This is a genomic window from Luteibacter sp. CQ10, assembly GCF_040900725.1.
GTDB lineage: Bacteria > Pseudomonadota > Gammaproteobacteria > Xanthomonadales > Rhodanobacteraceae > Luteibacter.
Window position 1 is genome coordinate 1,747,150 of sequence record NZ_JAEUYM010000001.1, and the last position, 19,872, is coordinate 1,767,021.

General features: G+C 68.3%; 21 protein-coding genes. 4 read left to right on the forward strand and 17 right to left on the reverse strand.

The genetic code is table 11. The features are described from left to right. Window positions 1–11 precede the first annotated feature (11 nt). Window positions 12–338 (forward strand): hypothetical protein, encoded by a 327-nt coding sequence (locus JNG39_RS07680; protein ID WP_368310557.1) that lies wholly within the window; start codon window positions 12–14, stop codon window positions 336–338. Further along, the gene (locus JNG39_RS07685; protein ID WP_368310558.1) at window positions 338–595 is read left to right on the forward strand and encodes a hypothetical protein; all 258 of its coding nucleotides are present in this window, start codon (window positions 338–340) and stop codon (window positions 593–595) included. Before JNG39_RS07680 ends, JNG39_RS07685 begins: the two co-directional genes overlap by 1 nt. On the opposite strand, the gene JNG39_RS07690 is transcribed toward JNG39_RS07685, so the two are convergent. The 10 genes from JNG39_RS07690 to JNG39_RS07735 are packed head-to-tail and all read right to left on the reverse strand — an operon-like array spanning window position 564 to window position 11,885. Beyond that, the gene (locus tag JNG39_RS07690) at window positions 564–1,703 is read right to left on the reverse strand and encodes a GNAT family N-acetyltransferase (protein ID WP_368310559.1); all 1,140 of its coding nucleotides are present in this window, start codon (window positions 1,701–1,703) and stop codon (window positions 564–566) included. The two genes, JNG39_RS07685 and JNG39_RS07690, sit on opposite strands and share 32 nt — an antisense overlap. After that, window positions 1,700–3,247, reverse strand: coding sequence for an oligosaccharide flippase family protein (locus JNG39_RS07695; RefSeq protein WP_368310560.1), 1,548 nt, complete (start codon window positions 3,245–3,247; stop codon window positions 1,700–1,702). Before JNG39_RS07695 ends, JNG39_RS07690 begins: the two co-directional genes overlap by 4 nt. Beyond that, on the reverse strand, window positions 3,244–4,920 hold the full coding sequence (locus tag JNG39_RS07700) for a hypothetical protein (protein ID WP_368310561.1): 1,677 nt from the start codon (window positions 4,918–4,920) through the stop codon (window positions 3,244–3,246). Before JNG39_RS07700 ends, JNG39_RS07695 begins: the two co-directional genes overlap by 4 nt. Then, window positions 4,917–5,924: a UDP-glucose 4-epimerase GalE gene (galE, locus tag JNG39_RS07705; RefSeq protein ID WP_368310563.1), complete on the reverse strand. Its 1,008-nt coding sequence runs from the start codon at window positions 5,922–5,924 to the stop codon at window positions 4,917–4,919. The genes JNG39_RS07700 and galE overlap by 4 nt, the downstream gene beginning before the upstream one ends. Next, window positions 5,921–6,757 (reverse strand): alpha/beta fold hydrolase, encoded by an 837-nt coding sequence (locus tag JNG39_RS07710; RefSeq protein WP_368310564.1) that lies wholly within the window; start codon window positions 6,755–6,757, stop codon window positions 5,921–5,923. The genes galE and JNG39_RS07710 overlap by 4 nt, the downstream gene beginning before the upstream one ends. Then, window positions 6,754–7,506: an alpha/beta hydrolase gene (locus tag JNG39_RS07715; protein WP_368310565.1), complete on the reverse strand. Its 753-nt coding sequence runs from the start codon at window positions 7,504–7,506 to the stop codon at window positions 6,754–6,756. Before JNG39_RS07715 ends, JNG39_RS07710 begins: the two co-directional genes overlap by 4 nt. 2 nt (window positions 7,507–7,508) lie before the next feature. Continuing rightward, on the reverse strand, window positions 7,509–8,876 hold the full coding sequence (locus JNG39_RS07720) for an outer membrane beta-barrel protein (protein ID WP_368310566.1): 1,368 nt from the start codon (window positions 8,874–8,876) through the stop codon (window positions 7,509–7,511). 59 nt (window positions 8,877–8,935) lie between these two features. Further along, the gene (locus JNG39_RS07725) at window positions 8,936–9,694 is read right to left on the reverse strand and encodes a polysaccharide biosynthesis protein (RefSeq protein WP_247366822.1); all 759 of its coding nucleotides are present in this window, start codon (window positions 9,692–9,694) and stop codon (window positions 8,936–8,938) included. 3 nt (window positions 9,695–9,697) lie between these two features. Continuing rightward, on the reverse strand, window positions 9,698–11,230 hold the full coding sequence (locus JNG39_RS07730; RefSeq protein WP_368310568.1) for an XrtA system polysaccharide chain length determinant: 1,533 nt from the start codon (window positions 11,228–11,230) through the stop codon (window positions 9,698–9,700). Between the two features lie 31 nt (window positions 11,231–11,261). After that, a complete protein-coding gene (locus JNG39_RS07735; protein WP_368310569.1) occupies window positions 11,262–11,885 on the reverse strand; it encodes an XrtA/PEP-CTERM system exopolysaccharide export protein in 624 nt (207 codons plus the stop codon). A gap of 157 nt (window positions 11,886–12,042) precedes the next feature. Between JNG39_RS07735 and JNG39_RS07740 the strand changes: the two genes are divergently transcribed. Continuing rightward, window positions 12,043–12,741 (forward strand): YdcF family protein, encoded by a 699-nt coding sequence (locus JNG39_RS07740; protein ID WP_368310570.1) that lies wholly within the window; start codon window positions 12,043–12,045, stop codon window positions 12,739–12,741. A gap of 29 nt (window positions 12,742–12,770) precedes the next feature. Here JNG39_RS07740 and JNG39_RS07745 read toward each other — a convergent pair whose 3' ends face one another. From JNG39_RS07745 to ispG, 4 genes are all read right to left on the reverse strand, one after another. Further along, window positions 12,771–13,067 carry a hypothetical protein gene (locus JNG39_RS07745; RefSeq protein ID WP_368310571.1) on the reverse strand — a complete coding sequence of 99 codons (297 nt, stop codon included), beginning with the start codon at window positions 13,065–13,067 and terminating at the stop codon, window positions 12,771–12,773. Between the two features lie 83 nt (window positions 13,068–13,150). Continuing rightward, a complete protein-coding gene (locus JNG39_RS07750) occupies window positions 13,151–13,441 on the reverse strand; it encodes a hypothetical protein (RefSeq protein WP_368310572.1) in 291 nt (96 codons plus the stop codon). A 77-nt stretch (window positions 13,442–13,518) separates the two neighbouring features. Next, window positions 13,519–14,349 carry an aldo/keto reductase gene (locus JNG39_RS07755; protein ID WP_368310573.1) on the reverse strand — a complete coding sequence of 277 codons (831 nt, stop codon included), beginning with the start codon at window positions 14,347–14,349 and terminating at the stop codon, window positions 13,519–13,521. 159 nt (window positions 14,350–14,508) lie between these two features. Continuing rightward, the gene (gene ispG, locus JNG39_RS07760; RefSeq protein ID WP_368310574.1) at window positions 14,509–15,768 is read right to left on the reverse strand and encodes a flavodoxin-dependent (E)-4-hydroxy-3-methylbut-2-enyl-diphosphate synthase; all 1,260 of its coding nucleotides are present in this window, start codon (window positions 15,766–15,768) and stop codon (window positions 14,509–14,511) included. 57 nt (window positions 15,769–15,825) lie between these two features. Between ispG and JNG39_RS07765 the strand changes: the two genes are divergently transcribed. Beyond that, window positions 15,826–17,265, forward strand: coding sequence for a phosphatidylserine/phosphatidylglycerophosphate/cardiolipin synthase family protein (locus JNG39_RS07765; protein ID WP_368310575.1), 1,440 nt, complete (start codon window positions 15,826–15,828; stop codon window positions 17,263–17,265). Between the two features lie 128 nt (window positions 17,266–17,393). On the opposite strand, the gene JNG39_RS07770 is transcribed toward JNG39_RS07765, so the two are convergent. Genes JNG39_RS07770 through JNG39_RS07780 form a run of 3 tightly spaced genes read right to left on the reverse strand, consistent with a single transcriptional unit; the run spans window position 17,394 to window position 19,776 of the window. Then, entirely contained in the window at window positions 17,394–17,690 is a 297-nt protein-coding gene (locus JNG39_RS07770) for a DUF6587 family protein (protein WP_368310576.1), read from the reverse strand. Then, the gene (gene feoB, locus JNG39_RS07775) at window positions 17,687–19,534 is read right to left on the reverse strand and encodes a ferrous iron transport protein B (protein ID WP_368310577.1); all 1,848 of its coding nucleotides are present in this window, start codon (window positions 19,532–19,534) and stop codon (window positions 17,687–17,689) included. Before feoB ends, JNG39_RS07770 begins: the two co-directional genes overlap by 4 nt. Next, window positions 19,531–19,776: a ferrous iron transport protein A gene (locus JNG39_RS07780; RefSeq protein WP_368310578.1), complete on the reverse strand. Its 246-nt coding sequence runs from the start codon at window positions 19,774–19,776 to the stop codon at window positions 19,531–19,533. Before JNG39_RS07780 ends, feoB begins: the two co-directional genes overlap by 4 nt. Window positions 19,777–19,872 lie beyond the last annotated feature (96 nt).

Sequence of the window (19,872 nt, forward strand, 5' to 3'; positions counted from 1 at the left end):
CGTTCGTGACCGTGCATCGCTCCTTCTACCGCCGCTTCTTCCCTCATTTCCTGCGACAGGTCGCGGAGGACCGCTTCGTCGTGCTCAACGTCGACGGGTTGCCGGTCGGCCTTTCCCGGTCGGGCGGGCCCTCCAACGAGGAGATCGACGGCACGGTACCTATCCGGCTGCAACTCGACGAAGCCGTGCTTCTCGAACTCGAGGCGCTCGGTGCGCGCATCGCGATGGAAGGTATCTACCTGTTCGACGCGAAAGACGATCCCACGGCCTCGGGCCTGGGTTTCAGCGATTACGCGAACCGTCTCCACGCCATCGCCTCGCTGGCGGTCACCTCCTGATGCGGATGACCTCGCGCGTGGTGTGGTGGCATGCCGACCTGCAATTCGCGGTGCTCGAGCGGCATGGCGGTTTCGCGGTCGCCAGCGTTTACGACGGCCTCATCGAGCTGGGCGACGAACTCCACGGAAAGCTGCCGATGGAGGGCGCCTGCCAGCTCACCGAGAGCGTCAGCGGACGCTCGGTGTGGCTTTCCGTCGAGGCCGTGGGCCTTACCGAGGAGGAAGTCAGCGAGCTGCTGGGGCACCTGCGCGACTGACCGCGCGCATGCGGTGCAGGCCACGGTAGAGCCAGCGCGCCGGTGCATACATGTGGAAGCCCGCGGTGGCGGTGCCCGAGCGCACGATGTAGAGCGAGCCGCAGGGCTCACCGCGGCTGGCGAGCACACGCTTGTACTGGTTGTCGCCGTAGCCGAAGCTGATCCGCTCGCCGGGAAAACGGTCCATCACCCCGCGGATGGCCTGGAACACGGCCACCGACCCGATGCCCGCCTTCGCCACCGCCTCGTCGTAGCCCAGGTCTTCCACGAGGTAGGTGCCGCCGATCCGGTAACCGTGGACATAAGCCAGGGGCCGTCCCTCGCGCAACACCACGTGGCCGATCAACTGCCCCGACGCGGCCAGGCGCTGGAACAGCGCCACCCGCGCGGGCGCCTCCCAGTCGATCGGCAAGTCGTCGTGGTGCCAGGTTCGCGCGTACGCCTCGTTGATCAGCCGGCAGTACGCCGGCATGGCCTCGGGGGTGTCGAACACGTGCAACGCGGCATCGCCGCCGAGCTTGCGGTACGCGCGGCCGACGCGCTGCACCAGGTCGGTACGCTTCTTCTTGTCCAGCGAGGCGAGCCACGCGTCCGACGAGGGCTGGGGATCGATCGTCCAATGCGTCTGCTCGCGAAGGTGGGCCGATACCGCGCGGAATCCCCTGCCCTTCGCCAGTTCGGCGGCGAAGGGGTCGTCGAGCCGGGCTTCCTGGATCCGGATGACCCGCAGGGCCGGCTCGCCGGTAAGCTGCCGTGCGATGGCCGTGCCCACGGCCTTGCGATGGGCGGCTGCCGCGACCACGCCGGAGCCGAGCAGGCGTAGCGCCGTGCCCCGATACACGCGAAGGCGGCGGCCGGCCAGGTCGAGCCGCGCCGTGTGTTCGGCCGCCAGAAGCGGGGCGTATCCGAGCAGGCGGCCCTTCTCGTCGTGCGCCATGACCACGTAGGGCGTGGTGCCGTCGTCGCGTGAGGACACTTCGTAGTCGAGCCAGTCCGGGTGCTGCACGATGCTGCTGGCGGCCTCCGCCTGCTCGGCCACCGCGGCCATGTCGTCGCGCATGGCGCGCAGTTCGTCGAGCGAATGCAAGGTGGAACAGAGCACGTTCATGGCGAGGCCTTCACGGCAGCGGGTTGCACGCTGGCCAACGCGCGCACGAAGAAGCGTCCCGGCGGCCCGAGGCGGCGGCCGATGCCTTCCATGAGCTGCAGGTCGTCGCGGGTCCAATACCGCACCAGGGCGCTGCCCGGCACGTACACCAGCATGAAGACGAGCGCGCCCGGCAGGAATCCCCAGCGCGACGGCAAGGTATCGGTCACGGCCCAGGCCGCCAGGGTGGCGGCCGCGCCCACGGCGAACAGCCGGGCCATCGACGCCAGGGGGAGGCCGCCGTGCGTGGCCTTGCGCAGGTAGTGCACGGCCAGGGCCATCTCCACCACGCGCGCACCGGCATAGGTGAGCACGGCCCCGGCCAGGCCGAAGGGCGGAATCAGCGCGATGCCGAGCATGGCGTTGGCCGCCAGCGCGACCACCGCGATGCGGATGCGGTCGTCCTGCCGGTCCACCACGGTCTGGAAGGCCGCGATGCCGTTGCCGATCAGCAGCAGGCCACCGAGCACGAGCGTGGCTTCGATGGCGGGAATCGCGGCGACGTAACGCTCGCCGTACATCAGCCGCACGATCTCGGGCGTGGTGACCAGCCCCAGGCCGGCGATGGCGACGCCCATCGCCCAGTAGAAGCGCGTAGCCTCGGAAAGGAATCGCGCGGCGCGTGCCGCCCCGCTCTCGCCGAAGGTCTTGGCCATATAGGGCAGCAACGTCGAGGTGAGCCCCACCGAAAACAGTTGCACCGCGCCGCGGGTCAACGTGCCCGCGATGGCGAAATAGCCCACGGCCACCGAACCGGTGAACGTGGTGAGCAGGAAGACCTCGATGGTGCCCACGCGGAACGAGCCCATCAGCACCAGGGCCGCCGTCAGGCGCAGGTGGCGATTCACCCGCGTCATCATCGCTTCCGGCACGTCGCCCGGCGCGAAGGGACGGCAGCAACGGCGGTACATCAGGCGGTTGATGAGGTTGAGCATCAGGCAGGCCACCGCGAACAGCGCCACGAACGCCGTCAGGTCCAGGTGCAACAGCATCGCCGCGAGCACGAACAGCATGCCCACGATGCCGCCCGCCACGGTGGCCACGGCTTCGGGCTCGAAGCGCTCCTGTCCCTTGCCGATGGCGACGAGCATCGCGTAGTTGGCCTTCGCCACGACGGCGATCGCTACGAGCCCCACGATGGCCAACACGTCGCCGTTCCACTCACTCGGCCGCACGATGAGTGCACCGATGAGGAAGAGCGCGAGCACGGCAGCCGAACTCCATGTCTGCAGGCGCGAGAAGCGCGCCGCGAGGTGCGCGGCCAGCGACGGTTGGCCCATGCCGTCGGCCTCCGCGATGAACTTCGTCGACGAGGTGGTGAGCGCGTGGTTGGAGCACACGATGAGCCAGCCGCACAACCATACCGTGAACGCATAACGGCCGAAGTCGCTCGGGCCCAGGGCGCGGGCGATCCACACGCTCATCAGCAGGCCGAGCGCGTATTCGACGTAGGTGGACACCGTGACGATGCCCACGCTGCGCAGGACGGCGATGCGGCGGTTCATGGCGCGCGCCCCGCCCCGGGCGTCTGCCGGATCATCCACTGGGCCACGCCCGCGCCGCGGTTGTTCCAGTTGAAGCGCCGCAGGGTATCCGAGATGGCCGCGCACGCGGGCGCATACGAGTTCTCGATGGCGTCGAAGCGCTTTTTGAACAGGGCCGCCTGCGCCGCATCGTGGGCGAAGTAATACGCGGCGGCGACGGGCAGGCCCAGTTCCACGGTGTGGCCGTCGCTGTACCAGCCTTCGGATTCCTGGATCTTCATCAAGGCCTTTACGTCGGCCTTCGACGAGGACCAGTACCAGGCGATCTGCCCGTCGGGACCCGAGCAGCCGTTGCGCCAGTCGTGCGGCGACACGAGCAGTTTCGGGTCGATCCAGCCGTAGCGTTCCAGATAAAGTCCGAAGCCGAGGATCATGTCCGGGATGCGCCGGTCCGAGGTCACCAGCCAGGCATGCCAGAGACCGTCGATGATGTTCTCGCTCATCCATGGCGAGGCGCCGCGCACGTCGTCCTTCCCGCCACGATCGTTCTCGTGGACGTTCCAGCTGTTGCGCCACGAGCCGTCGTCGCCGAGACCGTCCGGGTTGCTGGCCTGGTGTGCCTGCAGCCAGCCCACGCGCGCGTCGATGCGCTCACGGTAGGTTTCGTCGCCGGTCAGTTCGTAGGCGGCGACGGTTTCCAGCAGGCCGAGCCCGGCCAGACGCTCGGTGAAGTAATCGTCCGGGTGTCGATAGGGGCCCGGCTCACCGTTCCAGCCGCCGTTGTTCCACAGCGTGGCCATCTTCTCCACCAGCACCGCGTCGTGCATGCCGTCGTCACCGGTCAGCGCCACGGCGAGCAGGATCGGCTCGATGTAGACGTATTTGACGTCACACGGCTTTTCGTCGGGCAGCCAGCCGCCAGCGCAGACGGGGCTGGCCGCGATGCCCTCGCGGCGAATGCCTTTCATGTACCAGCGATAGCTTTCCTCGGCGGCTTCCAGGTAATCCGCCCGGCCCGTGCGCACGTAGGCCTTGAACAGCGTCGACGGGCGATCGAACAGCCACGCCGTGCTGTCCTTGACCGGCATGTCCTTTGCCCATTTGAACTGCGCATCGACATAGCCGGCATACGCCTCGCCACGCCTGGCGACGGACTGCGGCCCCGCGATCAGCGAGGCCGTGAGCCATTCGGGAGTAAGCGTGGCGAGCGCGGCGGGACGCTCGCCCACCAGCCCTTTCGCGTACGGCCATGGCTCGAGTGCCGCCGTACGCTTCGTGTCGACCAGGAAATAATAGCGACCCGGCGCACCACGAAACTGGGCGCGGACGGCGCGCAGGGTCCCTTTCTCCTTGCCGACGTGCCAGGTGAGCATCGGCGTGACGGCGGCCGGCACGTCGATGCCCTTCGCATCGACGATCCGCAGCATCGCGGCATCGTGCAAGGCACCGGGAGGCAACGGGATGCCGACCGATACCGGAAGCGCGTCGCCCTGCCCGGCCATACGGACCACCTCGATGCGTTGCGCGTCGGGCAGGCGGTCCGCCGACCGCGCATGCCCGGACCACCCCATGGCCGCGAGGCCCAGCAGAAGGCCGAGTACGACGAGCACGTGGCGCGACAGCGACGGCGGCGCGCGCTCCGGTTCGTGCCAGTGACGCCGGCGGCGCCCCGGCGTGGCGATGGCCTGTCTCATGCGGCCGATACCCTCGGCAGGCTCGCTTCCACCATGTGCCGCTCCCACGCCAGCGCGGTACGCACGATGACGTCGAGGTCGTCGTACCGCGGTTGCCAACCGAGCACGTCGCGCAGGCGGTCGCTGCGCGCGATCAGCATGGCGATGTCGCCGGGCCGGCGCGGCAGTTCCACCACGTTCAAGGCGTGGCCGCCGACGCGCGCGACCGCGTCGATCACCTCGCGCACACTGTAGCCATGGCCATAACCGCAATTGAGCGTGGTGGACGAACCGCCGGCGCGAAGGTAATCGAGCGCGCGAAGGTGCGCGGCGGCCAGGTCATCCACGTGGATGTAATCGCGCACGCCGGTGCCGTCGGGCGTGGCGTAGTCGGTGCCGTAGATCGACACGCAATCGCGCTTGCCCACCGCATGCTCGCAGACCACCTTCACCAGCAGCGTGGCGTGCGGCGCGGAATGCCCGATCCGGCCCAGGAGATCGCAACCGGCGACGTTGAAGTAACGCAGGATCACGTGCCGCATCGCGCCCGTGGCGCACCAGTCGCGCAGCATGGTCTCGGACATCAGTTTCGAGTTGCCGTACGGATTGGCCGGCCGCGTCGGCGTGTCCTCGTCGGCGACGCCGTCGTCCGTGTTGCCGTAGACCGCGGCCGTCGAGGAAAAGATGAACTTGTCCACCCCGGCACCCGCGCAACTGGCCAACAGGTTGCGCGTGTTGCAGGTGTTGTTGTCGTAGTAGCGCAGTGGATCGGCCACCGATTCGGGCACGACGGTATGCGCGGCGAAATGCAGCACGGCATCCACGCCCCAGGTCTCCAGCGTGCGCGAGACCAGCTCACGGTCGCCCACGTTGCCTTCCACGAACACCGCGTCGCGATGCACCGCCTCGCGGAACCCCGTGGAGAGGTTGTCGATCACCACCACCCGATCGCCGCGGGCGATCAGCTGCTGCACCGTGTGGCTGCCGATGTAGCCGGCGCCGCCCGTCACCATCACCGTATTCATGCCGGACTCCCCGCACCGCCCCGTGGAAAATTGCGCGACATCCAGTCGCCGATGCCGTCGAGCAGGCGCGAACGGTCGCCGGTGAGGATGTAGGTGTGATCGGTTTCACCCGCGTAGCGGGTGGTGACCGACGGATGGCCCATGACGCTGCCGAAGCATTCGCGAAACTGCCGCGTATGGTTGAAGACGTTGCTGATGCCGCCGGAGTAGACGAGGTAGAGCTTCATGCCGCGCTCCACCATGCCGGTGAAATCGGCGATCACCTCGTCGCGCGGCGCGGGCGCCACGGCGAAGATCGGATCGGACGAGGTGGCCGAGGACACGCTCGCCGGTTTCCTGCGGCGAAGGCGGCGCAACCACCGTGCCGGGTCGAACAGGCGCGGCAGGTAGTGGCGCAGCCGGTAACCGGGCGTGCGATACGCATAGCCATCGAGGAAGACGGCGCCCGCCACGCGGGGATCGGTCGCGGCCACGGTATGCGCGTTCTGCGCACCGGAGCACAGCCCCACGAGCACGAAGCGTTCGCACCCGGAACGTTCGGCGAGCAGCGCCATCGCGTCCGACAGGTCGGCGCACACCTGCTGCGTGCGCGTGAGGCTGCCGCCCGCCGCGCCGCTGTCGCCGAGCGTGGACAGGTCGAAGCGCAAGGTGGGGTACCCGTCCTCGTTGAGACGACGGGCCATCTCGACATGCAGCCGGAACGGCCCGATGCGGTGGACCAGTCCGGCGTTGATGACGATGACGCCGACCTTCCCCCGCGCTTCGTCCGGCAGCCCGGCAATGCCGACGAGGTGTCTCGCGCGTCCGAAGCGATGGGCCTCTTCGCGGATCATGCGGCGGCTCCCAGGTGCGTGGTGACGGCCTGGATCAACGGGTGCGAGAGGATCGCGCTCTCCAGTCGGCCGAGGTCGTCCCAGGTGGTGGGATGGCCGAGCGACACCACGCGAGCGCCGTTGGCCGAGGGTTCGCCATGGCCCGACTCGATGAGCAGCGTAGGGACCGGCGGAGAGGCGATGCGCAACCCCGACAGCTGCGCGCGCAAACGCTCGCCGACGTTGAAACCCAGCCACTGGCCGGCCACATCGTCGTGCCCGCGCGGATGATTGAACCGTCCCGTGTCTTCGCGAAGCGCGACCTGCAAGCTGTCGAGGCGAGCCACGTGGGCCGCACCGTCGAGCACCGCGTCCCAACCGATCACCTCGGTGAAGCCGGCGCGCGTCGCGCTCATCGCGATGCTCGCGCCCAGGCGCGCACCGAAGGCCACGATGCGATCGGTGCCCGCGCGCAGGCGCAGTTCGCCCGCGGCGGTCGCCGTATCAGCCACGCAGCGCTGCCAGTCGACCTCGACACTGTCGCCGGCGGAATCGCCCGTACCGTGGTAATCGAAGCGCAGCACCGCCACGCCCTTGCCGGCGAGCGACTGCGCCATCTGCCGGTAGAGACGATGGCAGCGGATGAGGTCCTGGCCCAGGGGCGGGCACATCAGCACGCCCAGGCGCGCGCGTCCCGCGGGTGCGTGGTACATGCCGAACAGGCCGGCATCGGGTCCGAAGAAGAACGGAAGGTCCGAATCGGTGCGCATGGTTATCTCCTGTAGACCACGCCGACGAAGAACTGCGTTTCGCGGTAGCTCTGCCCCACCGCGTCGCTGGTGCGGCGCTCCCTGGCCACCGAGGCATGCCAGCTCCAGTGGCGGTTCCACTGCTGGGAGAGGTCCAGGCCGAGACGCACGGTGGTATCCCTGCGGTCGAGGGTGTCGTAGCGAAGCTTTTCGAACGTGCCGAATCCCGACAGCGTCAGCGTGGGACGGATGCGATAGCCCAGGCCGACGCTGACGCCGCGCGCCGTCTGGTCGAACGTATGGTCGTCGCGGTACCGAAGTGTGTTGAACGCCGGCGACACGGTGAGGTTGATCCGCTCCGACCGCCAGTTCCACGAGGCTTCCAGGCGCCGCTCCTTGTAGACCTGCGACCCGATCACCGCGCTGCCCACGCTGATGCCGGAGGCTGCGCCGCGGCCCAGGCCGCCGGTGTTGGCGAAGGGATCGAGCGACTCGACGCGGTCGGCCGCGTCGCCCAGGCCGCCGGCGCCGGTGGTGCCCGGCGCGGCGATGATGTCCTGCGCCGCATCGGCGTACTGGTAGGCACCGGCCAGCGTGAAGGCGTTGCGCGGCGTCGGCTGCCAGCCGATGCGCAGGCGCGCCAGCGGCGCGGACGAGCTCCCGCCGGTATTCCATTCCATTCGGGTACCACCCAGCACCACGTCGGCATCGAAATGCGCCAACGTGCTCGTGTAGCGCACGAAGGCTTCCTCGCGATCGTAGTTCGCGCTCGAAGGCTGGTTATTGAAATCGACGTGCTGGTACTCGACGTTCGCGGAGATCTGGTCGGTGGGACTGAGGTCGCGATAGAGGCGATACGCGACGAGACCGCGCCTGGAATCGAAGTCGTCCACCTTGGATGCGTAGCTGTCGATGTAGCGCAGTTCGAGCTGGCCGCGTGCCGCCCCGCCGAAGCGCATGCGCCAGGTCGGGCCGATCACGAGCACGTTGGTCTGCTGCTGGTTGTCCGGCGAATCGGATGCCAACTGGTCCACCGGCTGCACGCCGGCGTAATCCTCGACGGCCAGGTCGAAGCGGTCGGGCACGATCGTCCAGTTGAGCTGGCCCGCCAATTGGGTCTGGGTCTGCGAATCAAACCGGTTTTCCAGGTAACGACGGTATTCGAACGTGCCTGCGATGTTCGCCTGCAGGGTGGAACCCTGCTGGAGGAACTGGAACGTCGCGCCCGGCGTCAGCACGTTCTCGCTGAGCGGCCGGTCGGACGACAGGGCCACGTTGTTGCTGTGCTCCAGCCCCGCATACACCGTGTAGTCGAGCGTGCCGGCGCTCGCCACGACGGGAGCCGCGGCCAACGCAAGCAGGATCGCGCGAGCGAGCATCGTCGATGCCATGAAAGTTCCCCTTGCCCCCCTTCCGGCATGGCGTCCTGCCATGCACCGGACCGCCGCCGTCACGGCGTCTGGTTGAACACCACGCCGGCGAGCTTGGCGGGATCGAAATTGGCCACGGCCTGGTTGATCGACGCGGGCGTGTCGCGCCCGTAACCGGCCACCAGCACCACGACGTCCGCGAGGTCGGCGAGGATGCGCGCATCCGGCGACCCCTTCACCGGCGGCCCGTCGAGGAACAGGTAACGGTCGGGATAGCGGCAGCGCAACGAATCCAGCACCGCGCGCATGCGGAACGACGAGAAGTATTCGGCACCGTTCTCGCGCGACTTGCCCGCAGGAATCAGGCGCAGGCGCGGCACGCCGGTCTGGTACATGATCGACGCGATGCCGCGCGACGGATGCTCCAGGAAATCGATGAGCCCCCCGGTGGCCGGCTCGATGCCCAGCGCCTTGTGCTGGTTCGGATAGCGCAGGTTGCAGTCCACCAGCAGGCTGGTCTTGGCTTCGTCGAAGGCGAAGGCCGTGGCCAGGTTGCGTGCCACGAAGCTCGCGCCGGAGCGCGGGCTCACCGCGACCACCAGGGTCACGAAGTTGCCCTCGCCGGACATCTCCAGCAGGCGCGTGCGGATGCCACGGAACGCGTCCGACTGCTGGCGTACCGATTCCTCGCGATGGATGAGTCGCTTGCGCTCGCAGTCGATCGGCGCAAGCGCATGGGATTCCTCGCGCATCCGCGCGATGGTGCTGCCGGTGGACACGTGGGCGTCGGTGTCCACGAGGTCGGCGTAATCGATGGGGTCCACGGCGGTCTTTTTCATCGGTCAGCCCTTCATCCGGATCCAGAACATCAACAGGTACACCAGGCCGACGAGGGCTACGATCAGCACCAGCGTCATGTTCTGCAGGTAGTCGCGACGGCGGTCGCGGGGGGTCGGATAGAACGGCACCGTCGCCAGCACCGGGAACCCGGTGGCCTTTTCCAGCTGCGCGGCCGACCGTACGCGCGGGTCGAAGCGCGCCACGGCGAAGAGCAACCCGAACGGCACCGCCACGGACAGCAGGAGGCCGGCCAGGCCGAAATGCATGAAGCGCAGGCCCGACGGCACCAGCGGCAAGACGGCGGGGTTCTGCACCAGGAAGGTAAGGCCGCGCTGCTCGGCGTCGAGGTTCATCGACACGCGCGCGTTTTCGCGCCGCTTGAGCAGATCCTGGTAGACATCGCGGTTCACGGTGTAGTCGCGGGTCAGCTCCGCCGTGACGTTCTCGGAATTGGCGATGCGCTTGCTGCGCTCCAGTTCGGCCTGCAGCATCGATTCGCTGGCCGACACGCGGGCCGCGCTGGCGGCGGCATCGCTGCGTACGGCCGCGAGCTGGATGCGCATCTGCTGGTACACCGGGTTGAGCGTGGAGGCGTGGTCGATCGGCATCGGCGCGCCGGCCGCGCGGCGTGCGTCGGCCACCTGCATCTGCTTGCGCACGTCGTCCATCTGGTGACGCACGCGGATCACGTCGGGATACTCTTCGGTGTAGTTCATCAGCAGCTTGTCGAGCTGGCCCTGCAGGTCGGCGAGCTGGGTCTGGTAGATGCCGCCGACGGTCTGCACGGCGTTCACTTCCGATTCGCCCGACAACTGCCCCGCCATCGCCGCGGCCTGCGACTGTTTCTGCATGTAGTCCATGCGATTGGTTTCGATCTGCGTGCGCAGCTGGCTGATCCGCGAATTGGTGTCGATCTCGCTGCCGGGGCGCGCGTCGGGATTGGCGTCGCGATACGCCTTGAGCTTGTCCTCGGCGTCGGTCAGCTTGGTGCGGTAGGCCTCGACCTGGCTGTTGATGAACTCGTAGGCTTCGCGGCTTTCGCGCTGCTTCGAGGCGAGGCTTTCGCTGATGAAGAGCTGGCCGAAGGCGCGGGTGACCTCGAAGGCGCGACGCGGGTCGGAGTCGAAGTAGCTGATGGTGATGAGGTTGTCGCGCACGTTCGCGATCTTCGTGCGCGACTTGATGCCCTCGATGAGCTTGTCGCGTTCCAGCGGCGACGGCTGGGTGGCCGCCCAGCCGCCGCGCTCGAGCACGTCGTCGAGCACCTTGCGGCTGAAGATCACGTCGCGGGCGATGCCGGCACGGTTCTTGTTGCCCGTGGCGGCGGCGGCGCCCTCCATCAGCGGCGTGATGATGCTCGATTCCTGCGCGAGGATCGTCACCGAGGCCTCGTATTTCTTGGGCCACGCCACGCCGATGGCCAACGCCAGCAGCGCGATCGCCGCGAAGACCACGCCGATGGCGAGGCGCCGGCGTTTCGCCTCGCCCGCCAGGGCGGGCAACATGCCCGCGAAAGGAACCATTTCACCGCTCATCGATTACCCCTTGCCCCGTGTCGCGGGCACGTCAGAAGGCGCGCTGCGGCACCGTGATCACGTCGCCCGGCTGCACCGGGTAGTTGTTCTCCAGGTCGCCCTGCTGGAGGATCTTTTCCAGGCGCACCGCGTAGGACTGCGTGGCGCCCTTCGTGTCGTGGCGGAACAGTTCGGTACGGTCGGGCGCGGCGAATTCCGTGGTGCCGCCGGCGGCGAGCACCGCGTCGAGCACCGTCATGCCCTGGCGGTAGGGAATGGAGATCGGCGAGCGCACCGCTCCGGTGACGCGCACGCGCGAGAGGTATTCGTGACTGCGCAGCGCGGTGAGGATCACCGCCACCTGCGGATCGCGGATGTACTGGGCCAGCTTGCCCTGGATCTCGGCGCCGACCTCGTCGGTGGTGCGGCCGCCGGCGTCGACATCGCCGACCAGCGGCACGGTGATCTTGCCGTCGGGCCTGACCGGCACGCTCACGCTCAGGTCGGGGTTATGCCAGACCGTAATCTGCAACTGGTCGTCGACACCGATGCGATAGGCATCGACCACGGGAGTGGTCGCCTCCTGCCTCGGTGGCGGCAACGTGCTTCCGCCCGTGGCGCAAGCTCCGAGCAGCACGGTCGCGAGCACTACGGCGACACGATTCAGATACGTCATGGTGATCACCCGCCCCTGTGACTTCATTCGAGCGGTATCGTCATCGACGCGACGCCGTCGCGCCATTCGTCAGCCCGCCTATGCCGTTCGACCGAAGGCGGCCAGGGCCGGTTCGCGCGATCCTAGGCCCCCGTCATCGCGGCTTACCACCTTCGTCTTGGACTACGCGAGCCGCCTGCTGCATCCCGCGATCCAGTCCCTGCTGCTCGGACTGCTCGCCCTGCTGTTCATCGGCCTGCGCCATCCGCGCAAGGGCCTGGCCCTGGGCGCGCTCGCGATCGGATGGATATGGCTCGCCTCCACTCCCGTCCTGGCCCTCGCCCTGCGCGGTGGCCTGGTCGGTTTCTCCCCACCCGCGCCCTCGCGGGTGGGTGCCATCGTGGTGTTGGGCGGGGGCAAGCTGCCGCGCGACGGCACGGTGCCGGAGGGCACGCGCGCCGGCACGGCGTTACGGTTGTGGCATGAGGGGCGAGCCCCGCTCCTGCTGGTCTCCGGCCGCGACCAGGCCAACGAACTGGCCAGGCGCTTCCGCCGGGCGGGCGTGCCCGCCGACGACCTGCGCGTCGAGGGCGTCAGCGCCAACACGCACGAGAATGCACGCGACTCGGCGGCCATCCTCAAGGCGAATGGCGTGGACACCGTGGCGCTGGTGAGTTCGGATATCCACCTCCGGCGCGCGGCGGGGTGCTTCCGGCGCGAGGGGATCGGCGTCGTGCCGGTGGCGGCGAGGGAGGATCGCGACGGGTTGCTTCGGGCGCCAGCATGGCTGCCGCGAAGGGATGCGCTGACACTGACGGCGCGCAGCCTGCATGAGTATGTCGCGCTTTGGTTCTATCGTAGGCGGGGATGGCTGTAGACGTGGCGATCCTCCAACGGCGAAATCGACTACGGATCGCCCGTCTCGATCTGCAACGACGTCTTCCCGTCGCGCCGGATCAACCCCGGTCCGAACTGGGTGACCTTCCCGTCCTTCAACACGACGGTGTAGTCCTGATGGGAGAAGGAAAAGCGCGACGGCCGGCGATCGATCCAGCTCAAAACCTCATAACCGACCATGGTGCGATCGGAATCGGGCCGCCCGAGGCGATCGATGACCTCGTCGCGACCGGTGCCGACGTCGAGCCGGGCCATTTTCGCGCCCATGCCCTGACAGCCCGCCAGCACGACGGCGAGGGTAGCCATGGCGAACGCTCGTTTCATCGCAACTCCCCGCGGGACGGTATCCGCCGGATGGTAACGCACGCCCGCAAGAGCGTGCGAGCCCGTCAGCGCGACGAGGCCGGCGCCGGCGACTGACCCACGGGTTTCCCGTGGGGGTCGAGGGTATGGCCCTGCGCGTCCACGTCGTGCGTGTTCGCTTCGCGCACGCGCTGGGTCACGCCGGAGGCGGGCTGTACCGGCGGGAGGTGGCCCGCGGTCGTGGAGGAGTGCACCGGCGCCATGGCGGGGTTGGGCCTGGCGGCGTCGGTCGGGGACGGCGCGCCGGCCGGGTTGGTCGCATTCTGGGCGAAAGCGACCACCGGGCACAGCGCGAGCATCAGGACACGCAATCGCATGGACCTCTCCGGATGCGCCACGACGGCGGCGCTACCGGCACGACCCTAGCCTCGCCGACGTGAAGCCCGCATCGCGATCAGTTCAAGTCGTCCGGATGCGGGCCCATCCGCTTGCCCTTGTCGAGCCGCGCGATGGCGGCCATGTCTTCGTCGCGCAGCTCGAAATCGAATACCTGGATGTTCGAACGAATGCGTTCGGGCGTGGCCGACTTCGGGATCACCATGTGGCCCAGCTGAACGTGCCAGCGCAGCACGACCTGCGCGGGCGTCTTGCCGTGCTTCTTCGCCAGCGTCACGAGCGTGTCGTCCTTCAGCAGGTCACCGCCCTGCCCGAGCGGACTCCATGCCTCGGTGATCACGCCATGCTTCCGATTGGCGGCCACCACGTCGTTCTGGGCGAAATCCGGATGCAATTCGATCTGGTTGACCACCGGCACCACGCCGGTTTCCTGCACGATGCGATCCAGGTGCGCCGGCTGGAAATTGGATACGCCGATCGAGCGGACACGGCCCTGCTTGCGCAATTCGATGAAGGCCTTCCACGTGTCCACGTAGCGATCTTTCTTCGGCGTGGGCCAGTGGATGAGATAGAGGTCGAGATAGTCGGTGCCGAGCTTCTTCAGGCTTTCGTCGAAGGCGCGCAGCGTGGCGTCGTAACCCTGCTCCGAATTCCATAGCTTCGTGGTGAGGAAGATGTCCTCGCGCGCGACACCGGACGTGCGCAGGGCCTCGCCCACGCCTTCTTCGTTTTTGTAGATGGCGGCCGTGTCGATCGAACGATAGCCGGCGTCGAGCGCGGCCTTCACGGCCTGGGTGGTTTCGTCGTTGGGGATCTGGAAGACGCCGAAACCGAGTTGCGGCGCGGCGTGGCCGTCGTTGAACTTCAGCTTGGGTACGGACTGCGTCATGCCTGTCTCCTGCAGTGGTATGCCACCCATCATGATGACGGTGACGGCGCATGCAAGGTGTGACGGTTGCGCTTCGCAGGATTCGCCGATGAGATCGGCTCCCACGCCTTCGGCAGGAAACCTGCTACCGAAGGGGTGGGAGCCGATCGTATCCGCGAATCAATCGTGCCGAACCGCGTAATGCGTCTCGACGTAGTTGTCGAGGATCGCCACGAACTCGTCGGCGATGTGGTCGCCACGCAAGGTCATGGCCTTCTCGCCGTCGATGAACACCGGTGCCGACGGCGCCTCGCCATTGCCCGGCAACGAGATGCCGATATTGGCGTGCTTGGACTCGCCCGGCCCGTTCACCACGCATCCCATCACGGCGAGGGTGAGGTTTTCCACGCCGTCGTACTTCACGCGCCACTCCGGCATGCGCTCGCGAACGTGGCCCTGCACGGTCTTCGCCAGTTCCTGGAAGAATTCGCTGGTGGTGCGCCCGCAACCCGGGCAGGCCGTGACCAGCGGAGTGAAGGCGCGCAGGCCCATGGTCTGCAGCAGTTCCTGCGCCACGATCACCTCGCCCGTGCGCGACTGGCCGGGCTCGGGCGTGAGTGAGATGCGGATGGTGTCGCCGATGCCTTCCTGCAGCAGCACCGCCAACGCGGCGCTGGACGCCGTGATGCCTTTCGAACCCATGCCGGCCTCGGTAAGGCCCAGGTGCAGGGCGTAATCGCCACGACGCGCCAGGTCGCGATACACGGCGATCAATTCCTGTACGCCGGACACCTTGCAGGACAGGATGATCCGCTCGCGTGGCAGGCCGAGGTCTTCGGCGCGCGCGGCGGAATCCAGCGCGGAACGGATCAGTGCCTCGCGGGCCACGTGGCCGGCATCCCAGGGATCGGCGCGCAGCGAATTCTCGTCCATCAGCGCGGCGACCATCGACTGGTCGAGCGAGCCCCAGTTGGCGCCGATGCGCACGGGTTTGTCGTAGCGGATCGCCATCTCGATGATCGAGGCGAACTGGGCGTCCTTTTTCTTGCCGAAGCCCACGTTGCCCGGATTGATGCGGTACTTGGCCAGCGCCTCCGCGCAGGCCGGCTCGCCTTCGAGCAGTTGGTGGCCGTTGTAGTGGAAATCGCCGATGAGCGGCACCGAGATGCCCATCATGTCGAGCCGCTCGCGGATGCGCGGCACAGCGGCCGCCGCGGCGGGCGTATTCACCGTGATGCGGACCAGCTCCGAGCCCGCCCGCGCCAGCTCGGCCACCTGCCTGGCGGTGGATACCGGGTCTTCGGTGTCGGTGTTGGTCATCGACTGGACGACGATGGGCGCGCCGCCGCCGACCGTCACGCGGTCGATCTGCACCCCCGTGCTGGGGCGGCGGGCGCCGGCTTCCGCGGGTCGCGGGCGGCTGGAGAGGTCTTCGGTCATAGCCGGGCATTTTAGCGCAAGCGCGTGACAGGCCGGAGGACGGCTACACTCGCCGGCATGAACGTCCGCTACCGCCACGGCCTTTTCAACCGCCTCTTCGCCGAACAGGCACTCAGTCGCAGCGCCGGCGCCCCGCTCATCGAGGGCAACGCCGCCGACCTGCTGATCGACGCCCAGGCCCACTACGACGCCTGGCTGGAGGCCATCGCGGCCGCGCGAAGCCACGTGTTCCTCGAGAACTACATCATCCGCGACGATCCCGTGGGTCGGCGCTTCCTCGATGCCCTGGCGGCGCGGGCACGGGCGGGCGTCTTCGTGGCCGTCATCGCCGACTGGGGCGGCTGCCTGGGCCAGTCCCGCAGCGCTTTCTGGAACGACCTGCGCGCGGCCGGCGGCCAGGTGCGCATCTACAATCCGCCCAAGCTGGGCAGTGCCTTCGGCTGGGTCAGCCGCGACCATCGCAAGGTGCTGACGGTGGACGGCGCGGTGGGTTTTCTCTCCGGCGTCTGCATCAGCGAGAAATGGCTCGGCGATCCCTCCCGTCATGTGCCGCCCTGGCGCGACACCGGCGTCAGGCTGCGCGGCCCCGCCGTGGCCGAAATCGAGCAAGCCTTCGCCGATAGCTGGCGCGAAACCGGGGATCCCCTGCCCGAGGGCCTGCCCCCTTCCGCCGCCCCGCCGGCCGGTGACGTTTCGCTGCGCGTGATCGCCACGCAGCCCAGCACGGCCGGCATGTACCGCCTCGACCAGATGGTGGCGGCGATGGCGCGCGAGACGCTGTGGCTCACCGACGCCTACTTCGTGGGCGTAGCGCCTTACGTGCAGGCGCTGTCGGCCGCCGCGCGCGACGGCGTGGACGTGCGCCTGCTGGTCCCGGGAAGCAGCGACATCCCCATGGTCGCCGGCATGTCGCGTTCGGGATACCGCCCGCTGCTCAAGGCGGGCATCCGCGTGTTCGAGTGGAACGGCTCGATGCTGCACGCGAAGACCGCCGTGGCCGACCGCCGCTGGGCGCGCGTGGGCTCGTCCAACCTCAACATCGCCAGCTGGTTGAGCAATCGCGAGATCGACGTGGCCATCGAGGACGTGGGTTTCGCCTCGCAACTGGCCGAGCAATATGAGGCCGACCTCGAAAACGCCACCGAGATCCTGCTGCGCCCACGGAGCCGCCGCACGGGCAACGAGCGCATGCGCAGCCGCTCGCCGCGGCCGCCGCGACCGCGTCGTGGCGGTGGCAGCTCGGGCCGGGCCGCCGCGGGCGCGTTGCGCCTGGCCAATACCGTGGGTGCGGCGATCACGCAGCACCGCGTGCTGGGCGATACCGAGAGCGGGCCGTTGCTGGCCGGTACGCTGGTGGCGCTCGTGCTGACGGCGGTGGCGGTGATCTGGCCCGCGGTGATCGCGTGGCCCCTGGCGCTGGTGGGAGCGTGGTTCGCAGTGAACCTCGGCATCAGCTGGTGGAACATGCGCCGACGGCGCAAGCAACGGCATGATTGATGTCGACGAAGCCCCGCCTGGCAAACCCTGCTTGGTAGGAGCCGCTTCAGCGGCGATTCCTAACCGTGTCGCGACCTGGAATCGCCGCTGAAGCGGCTCCTACCAAGCGGGCCACGCGCCGGTCGTCATCACTGACGCGACTTGAAGGTCAAAGGCTGCGCGTCGCTACGCGCCGGCGCCGGCGCCGGGCCGCAGCTGTTGCACGAGCCGCACCCGTCGCCGCAGCTTCCCGTGGCCGCCGCGGGCTGCAACCGCCGCCCCATGCCACGCACGAAGGCCGGGCGGCCATCGTGGTTGAGGCTCGCCGATACCCGGGCCATCACCCGCGTCGACGACTTCGGCAACAACTTGCGATAAGCCACGTACGCGCTGACGAGTACCGCCAGCCCGATGACCGCACCCTGCACGATGTCGAACGTATTCACGAGAGCGCCCTCGCGATCTGATAGGTGAGCAGCGAACCGAGGTAGGCCAGCCCGAACAGGTAACCGGCGGCCACCGCGACGTTGCGCCAGGAGTTGGTTTCGCGGCGGATCACCGCCAGCGTGGACATGCATTGCGGTGCGAACACGTACCACGCCAGCAACGAGAGGGCCGTGGCGAGCGTCCACTGGTGCGCGATCACCGGGCCCAACTGTGCGGCCATGCTGTCGTCGCTGCCGGACATGGCATACACCGTGCCCAGCGCCGCGACCGCCACTTCGCGCGCGGCGAGGCCGGGCACCAGCGCGATGCAGATCTGCCAGTTGAAGCCGATCGGCGCGAACACGTATTCGAGCAGGCGGCCGAGGCGGCCGGCGATGCTGTAGTCGATGGCCGGTGCGGTGGCGCCTTCCGGCGGCCCCGGAAAACTGGACAGGAACCACAGCAGCACGGTGAGCGCGAGGATGATGCCGCCCACGCGTTTGAGGAAGATGAGCGCGCGTTCCCACAGACCGAGCGCCACGTCGCGCACGTTCGGCAGGCGATACGACGGCAGCTCCATCAGCAGCGCGTGTTCGCTCTTATCCTTGCGCAGCCGCTTGATCACGAAGGCGACGGCCAGCGCACTGAAGATGCCGGCGAAATACAGCACGAACAGCACGATGCCCTGCAGGTTGAACACGCCCCAGACGGCGCGGTCGGGAATGAACGCGGCGATCAGCAGCGTGTAGACCGGCAGGCGCGCCGAGCAGGTCATCAGCGGGGCGACGAGGATGGTGGTGAGGCGATCGCGCGGGTCCTGGATGCTGCGCGTGGCCATGATGCCCGGAATGGCGCAGGCGAAGCTCGACAGCAGCGGAATGAACGCCCTGCCCGTCAAGCCCACGCGGAACATCATCTTGTCGAGCAGGAAGGCCGCGCGCGGCAGGTAACCCGACTCCTCGAGCACCAGGATGAACAGGAACAGGATGAGGATCTGCGGCAGGAAGACCAGCACCGCGCCCAGGCCGGCGAACACGCCGTCGTTGAGCAGGCTGTGCAAGGCACTGCCTTCGGGGAGGAAGCCCGTGACCGTCGTGCCCAGCGCGGCGACGCCCGCCTCGATGGCATCCATCACCGGCTGCGCCCAGGAGAACACCGCCTGGAAGATCATGAACATGAGTACCGCGAGGATGCCCAGGCCGAACACCGGGTGGAGCACCCAGCGGTCGATGGCATCGTCGAGGGCGACCGTGTTGCGCGGCGTGGTCACGGTGGCCGCGAGGATGGCGCGTACCTCGGCGTGCAGCTGTTCCACGCCCGCCTCGTCGACGGGCATCGGCTCGATGGCGGGCACCACGCTGTCGATGCGCTCGACCAGCGCCTTCGCGCCGCCGCGACGCACGGCCACGGTTTCGACCACGGGCACGCCGAGACGGCGCGACAGTTCGGCCACGTCGATCACCAGGCCGCGACGGCGCGCGGCGTCCATCATGTTCAGCGCGAGCACCACCGGGCGGCCCAGGCGGCGCACTTCGAGCACGAAACGCAGGTGCAGCCGCAGGTTGGTGGCATCGGCCACGCAGACGATGAGGTCGGGCACCGCCTCGCCGGGATAGCGGCCCAGGCAGACGTCGCGGGTGATGGCTTCGTCGGGACTGGTGGCGTCGAGCGAATAGGCGCCCGGCAGGTCGAGCACCTGGAGCGTGCGGCCGGAGGGCGCGACGAAGCGGCCTTCCTTGCGTTCCACCGTCACGCCCGCGTAGTTGGCCACCTTCTGGCGGCCGCCGGTGAGCTGGTTGAACAGCGCGGTCTTGCCGCAGTTGGGATTGCCCACCAGGGCGATCCGCATCGACGAAGCGCTCATGCGGCGCCCTCCAGGCTCACTTCCACGCGATCGGCCTCGTTGCGCCGCAGGGCGAAGCGCGTGGAACCGATGTGGATGAGCAAGGGATCGCCGCCCAGCGGCCCACGGGCCACGAGGCGCACCGGCTCACCCGCGACGAAGCCCAGGTCGCGCAGTCGCTGTGCGATCTGATCGGCGGGATGGGCATCACTGACGGACTGGACCACGGCTTGGGCACCTTTCGGCGCGTCGGAGAGGCGCACTGGGCATACTCAAATAAGAACTGTTCGCATTATATGCCCTTGGCACGTGGCCTGCATCCCACGTCGGGGTGCGGCCGAAGAGCGCGCGCCGTGGGC

What these genes read in the sequence shown, in the direction of transcription:
- JNG39_RS07685 (WP_368310558.1), top strand. Translation starts at nt 338, where the DNA reads ATGCGGATGACCTCGCGCGTGGTGTGGTGGCATGCCGACCTGCAATTC.
- JNG39_RS07690 (WP_368310559.1), bottom strand. Translation starts at nt 1,703, where the DNA reads ATGAACGTGCTCTGTTCCACCTTGCATTCGCTCGACGAACTGCGCGCC.
- JNG39_RS07695 (WP_368310560.1), bottom strand. Translation starts at nt 3,247, where the DNA reads ATGAACCGCCGCATCGCCGTCCTGCGCAGCGTGGGCATCGTCACGGTG.
- JNG39_RS07700 (WP_368310561.1), bottom strand. Translation starts at nt 4,920, where the DNA reads ATGAGACAGGCCATCGCCACGCCGGGGCGCCGCCGGCGTCACTGGCAC.
- galE (WP_368310563.1), bottom strand. Translation starts at nt 5,924, where the DNA reads ATGAATACGGTGATGGTGACGGGCGGCGCCGGCTACATCGGCAGCCAC.
- JNG39_RS07710 (WP_368310564.1), bottom strand. Translation starts at nt 6,757, where the DNA reads ATGATCCGCGAAGAGGCCCATCGCTTCGGACGCGCGAGACACCTCGTC.
- JNG39_RS07715 (WP_368310565.1), bottom strand. Translation starts at nt 7,506, where the DNA reads ATGCGCACCGATTCGGACCTTCCGTTCTTCTTCGGACCCGATGCCGGC.
- JNG39_RS07720 (WP_368310566.1), bottom strand. Translation starts at nt 8,876, where the DNA reads ATGGCATCGACGATGCTCGCTCGCGCGATCCTGCTTGCGTTGGCCGCG.
- JNG39_RS07725 (WP_247366822.1), bottom strand. Translation starts at nt 9,694, where the DNA reads ATGAAAAAGACCGCCGTGGACCCCATCGATTACGCCGACCTCGTGGAC.
- JNG39_RS07730 (WP_368310568.1), bottom strand. Translation starts at nt 11,230, where the DNA reads ATGAGCGGTGAAATGGTTCCTTTCGCGGGCATGTTGCCCGCCCTGGCG.
- JNG39_RS07735 (WP_368310569.1), bottom strand. Translation starts at nt 11,885, where the DNA reads ATGACGTATCTGAATCGTGTCGCCGTAGTGCTCGCGACCGTGCTGCTC.
- JNG39_RS07745 (WP_368310571.1), bottom strand. Translation starts at nt 13,067, where the DNA reads ATGGCTACCCTCGCCGTCGTGCTGGCGGGCTGTCAGGGCATGGGCGCG.
- JNG39_RS07750 (WP_368310572.1), bottom strand. Translation starts at nt 13,441, where the DNA reads ATGCGATTGCGTGTCCTGATGCTCGCGCTGTGCCCGGTGGTCGCTTTC.
- JNG39_RS07755 (WP_368310573.1), bottom strand. Translation starts at nt 14,349, where the DNA reads ATGACGCAGTCCGTACCCAAGCTGAAGTTCAACGACGGCCACGCCGCG.
- ispG (WP_368310574.1), bottom strand. Translation starts at nt 15,768, where the DNA reads ATGACCGAAGACCTCTCCAGCCGCCCGCGACCCGCGGAAGCCGGCGCC.
- JNG39_RS07765 (WP_368310575.1), top strand. Translation starts at nt 15,826, where the DNA reads ATGAACGTCCGCTACCGCCACGGCCTTTTCAACCGCCTCTTCGCCGAA.
- feoB (WP_368310577.1), bottom strand. Translation starts at nt 19,534, where the DNA reads ATGAGCGCTTCGTCGATGCGGATCGCCCTGGTGGGCAATCCCAACTGC.